Source organism: Laceyella sacchari, from assembly GCF_004343255.1.
GTDB lineage: Bacteria > Bacillota > Bacilli > Thermoactinomycetales > Thermoactinomycetaceae > Laceyella > Laceyella sacchari.
On record NZ_SMDD01000016.1, the window covers coordinates 1 to 2,889 of the forward strand.

At 46.1% G+C, this 2,889-nt stretch carries 1 protein-coding gene and 1 rRNA gene; both read left to right on the plus strand.

What is annotated here, in order from left to right; translation table 11 throughout:
* Positions 1 to 71: ribosomal RNA gene (locus tag EDC32_RS16075) — 16S ribosomal RNA — on the plus strand; the annotation flags it as partial.
* Positions 72 to 748: 677 nt separating this feature from the next.
* The gene (locus tag EDC32_RS16080) at positions 749 to 2,404 is read left to right on the plus strand and encodes a glycerol-3-phosphate dehydrogenase/oxidase (RefSeq protein WP_132223976.1); all 1,656 of its coding nucleotides are present in this window, start codon (positions 749 to 751) and stop codon (positions 2,402 to 2,404) included.
* The last annotated feature ends 485 nt before the right edge of the window (positions 2,405 to 2,889 follow it).

Consider the following 2,889-nt stretch of genomic DNA (forward strand, 5'->3'; position numbering starts at 1 on the left):
TGGGGCAGATGATTGGGGTGAAGTCGTAACAAGGTATCCCTACCGGAAGGTGGGGATGGATCACCTCCTTTCTAAGGAGCTCTTTCTAGAGCAAACAAACGGAATCCCCGACGAGCAAAGCTCGCGGGACGTGAAGGACTAAGTGCGAAACGCACTAAGCCCTTCAACACAGGTCACGTGACACTCACTCTTTAGTTTTCAGGGAATGCATAAAAGGATGGCTCTTTGCTTAAGAGCCATCCTTTTTTGTGTAGTTGGTTTAAATCTGTGTTTTACCTATGGGCAAAAATCAGTTATCCCATGTTCGTATTTTTGGACTAAGAGAGATGGAAGCAGAAGTTCCCCATCGAAAAACGGGTCTGATCTGTTTTGAATCAATGCATCTGATGATAAACGTTTTTCGGCTCGGTAATCCAAGTTGTCCCAGTGTTCCCGGTTACTGTCTTGTTTTAATTAAACAACAGCGGTGCTAAGTTGAAATCAATAACAGAATATTTTAAAATGTAATTATGAGACAATTCCGAATCATACACTTTGCCATTGTAGCTAACTTAATCGAAATGACAAGAACCACTCGACCTCCAGTTGCTGAAATAAACGGAGATGCAGGGGTTCTTTTTTATTTTTTGCGATAAATTATTTCACCAGGGCCCAAGAAGATAAGGAATAGAAAGATGCAGAAAAGGGACATGTGGGGTGAATTGTCCGTTCAGAGTGGTAATGCAGGTGAGGAAAAGGGGGGTTCGACATGATTAACACCTTTTCGGTCAAATCCCGAAGACATGCGCAACAGGAATTGCGAGGACGACAAGTAGATGTGCTGGTGATCGGAGGGGGGATCACTGGTGCAGGTATTGCCTTGGATTGTCAATCGCGGGGTCTTGAAACGGTATTGGTTGAGATGCAAGACTTCGCGGCGGGCACATCTGGCCGTACCACGAAGCTGATTCACGGCGGTTTGCGCTATTTGAAGCAAGGTGAATTTAAGCTGGTCAAAGAAGTGGGACGGGAACGGGAAATCGTGTATGAAAACGGACCTCACATTACGATTCCGGAGCGGGTGATCCTGCCGGTCATGAAAGGAGGCAACTTTGGTAAATATGTTGCCACGCTAGGATTGACTCTGTATGACCAGCTTGCCCAAGTGAAGAAAAAAGAGCGGTTTCGTTGGTTGACCAAAAATGATTTGGTCGAACAAGAGCCGCTTTTACGGGCGGAACGACTGATGGGGGCGGGGGAGTATATAGAGTATCGCACCGATGATGCCCGGTTGACCATTGAAGTAATTAAAAAAGCGGTAAGGTTTGGAGCCAAAGCATTTAACTATATGAAAGTGGAAGAGTTTCTATATGAACAGAAGCGAATCGTGGGAGTCAAAGTGCGAGATCTGCTGATAAACAAGGTCTTCTATTGGTATGCCCGCAAGGTGATCAACGCCACAGGCCCATGGATCGACAAGGTACGGAAAAAAGAGGGCTTAAAACATCATAAGAAAGTGGTGCTGACGAAGGGGGTGCACCTGGTTGTTCCCCATGAGAAACTGCCGCTCAGGCACCCAGTCTATGTGCCGCATGTCGATGGTCGAATGATCTTTGTGGTTCCTAGACAGGCCAAAACCTATATCGGTACCACTGAAACCGTATATCACGGGGATTTGGCTCAACCGCGAGTTACCCGCGATGATCGGGACTACCTGATCCATGCAGTGAATGAGGTATTTTCGCCCGTTCGATTGCGTGGTGAAGACATTGAAACCTGCTGGGCAGGCGTTCGTTCGCTGATTGTGGAGAAAGGGAAGCCCGTATCAGGCATCTCGCGTAAGGATGAATTGTTCATCTCTCCATCTGGCTTAATTTCTGTTACGGGGGGCAAATTGACAGGTTACCGTAAAATTGCACAAAGGGTTACGGATATTGTGGCTAAAGAAATTCAGCAAGAGACCAAGCGGCGCTTCCGGTCATGTTTTACGCAATACATTTGCGTTTCGGGTGGAGAAGTAGGCGGAGCGGAACGGTTTGCCACTTTTGTGAAGAGCAAGGTGGGGATTGGTAGGCGACTGGGGTTGTCGGAATGGGAAGCGGAAACCTTAGTTCGTCGGTATGGTTCCAATGTGGACGCTGTGTTTGAATGGATTAAGAAGCAACCAAAACAAGACAAATGGGGGTTACCTGCGCATTTGTATGCTTCGTTAATGTATGGGTTGGAACAGGAAATGGTTGTAAGCCCAGTTGATTTCTTTACGCGGCGCATTGGAGCCATGCATTTTGAAATCGATTTGGTCAAGAAATGGAAAAAGCAAGTGACTGCTTTGATGGGAGAATGGTTTGACTGGGATGATAAGAAGTTAAAGGCAGCCATGGAACAACTGGAAAAAGAAATAGAGATTGCCACGGAAGTGATCTGATTGTTTCTATCAATCAACCGAGGGTGTGGCTGCTTGCGGAGCGGGAACTGGACGGCTTCAAGGAGTGGAGAGGTGCCAATGGATATTGGTTTAGATGACCAGGGGAATATGCCAAAGTGGATTTAGCAAACGTTATATTTCGATAAGCCTTGCCATGCAAGTTTGATTAGAGCGTGTCTGATGACAGGCCAGCGGCTCCAAAACCATTTTCTCTTTAGAAATGCTCCTCGAGAAAAGGTTTTCCGCCGCTTTTTCCCTACTAACTTGATTTTGCTAATCACACCCCAGAAAAAGAGGTACGGGAAGGGAGACGGAGCATGAGCAAGGCTTTATTTGGCTGAAAAAATTTTTTATAAAAAAAGGGTTGCGTTCTATTTTGGGACGTGCTATATTATTACTTGTCGCCGCGATGCGGTGATAACAAAGAAACGCACCTTGAAAATTAGATATGGAATAAAGCAACGAGGTTAAGAAGGAGATCCTTC

Coding starts and splice junctions, on each gene's coding strand:
- EDC32_RS16080 (WP_132223976.1), top strand. CDS start 749: ATGATTAACACCTTTTCGGTCAAATCCCGAAGACATGCGCAACAGGAA.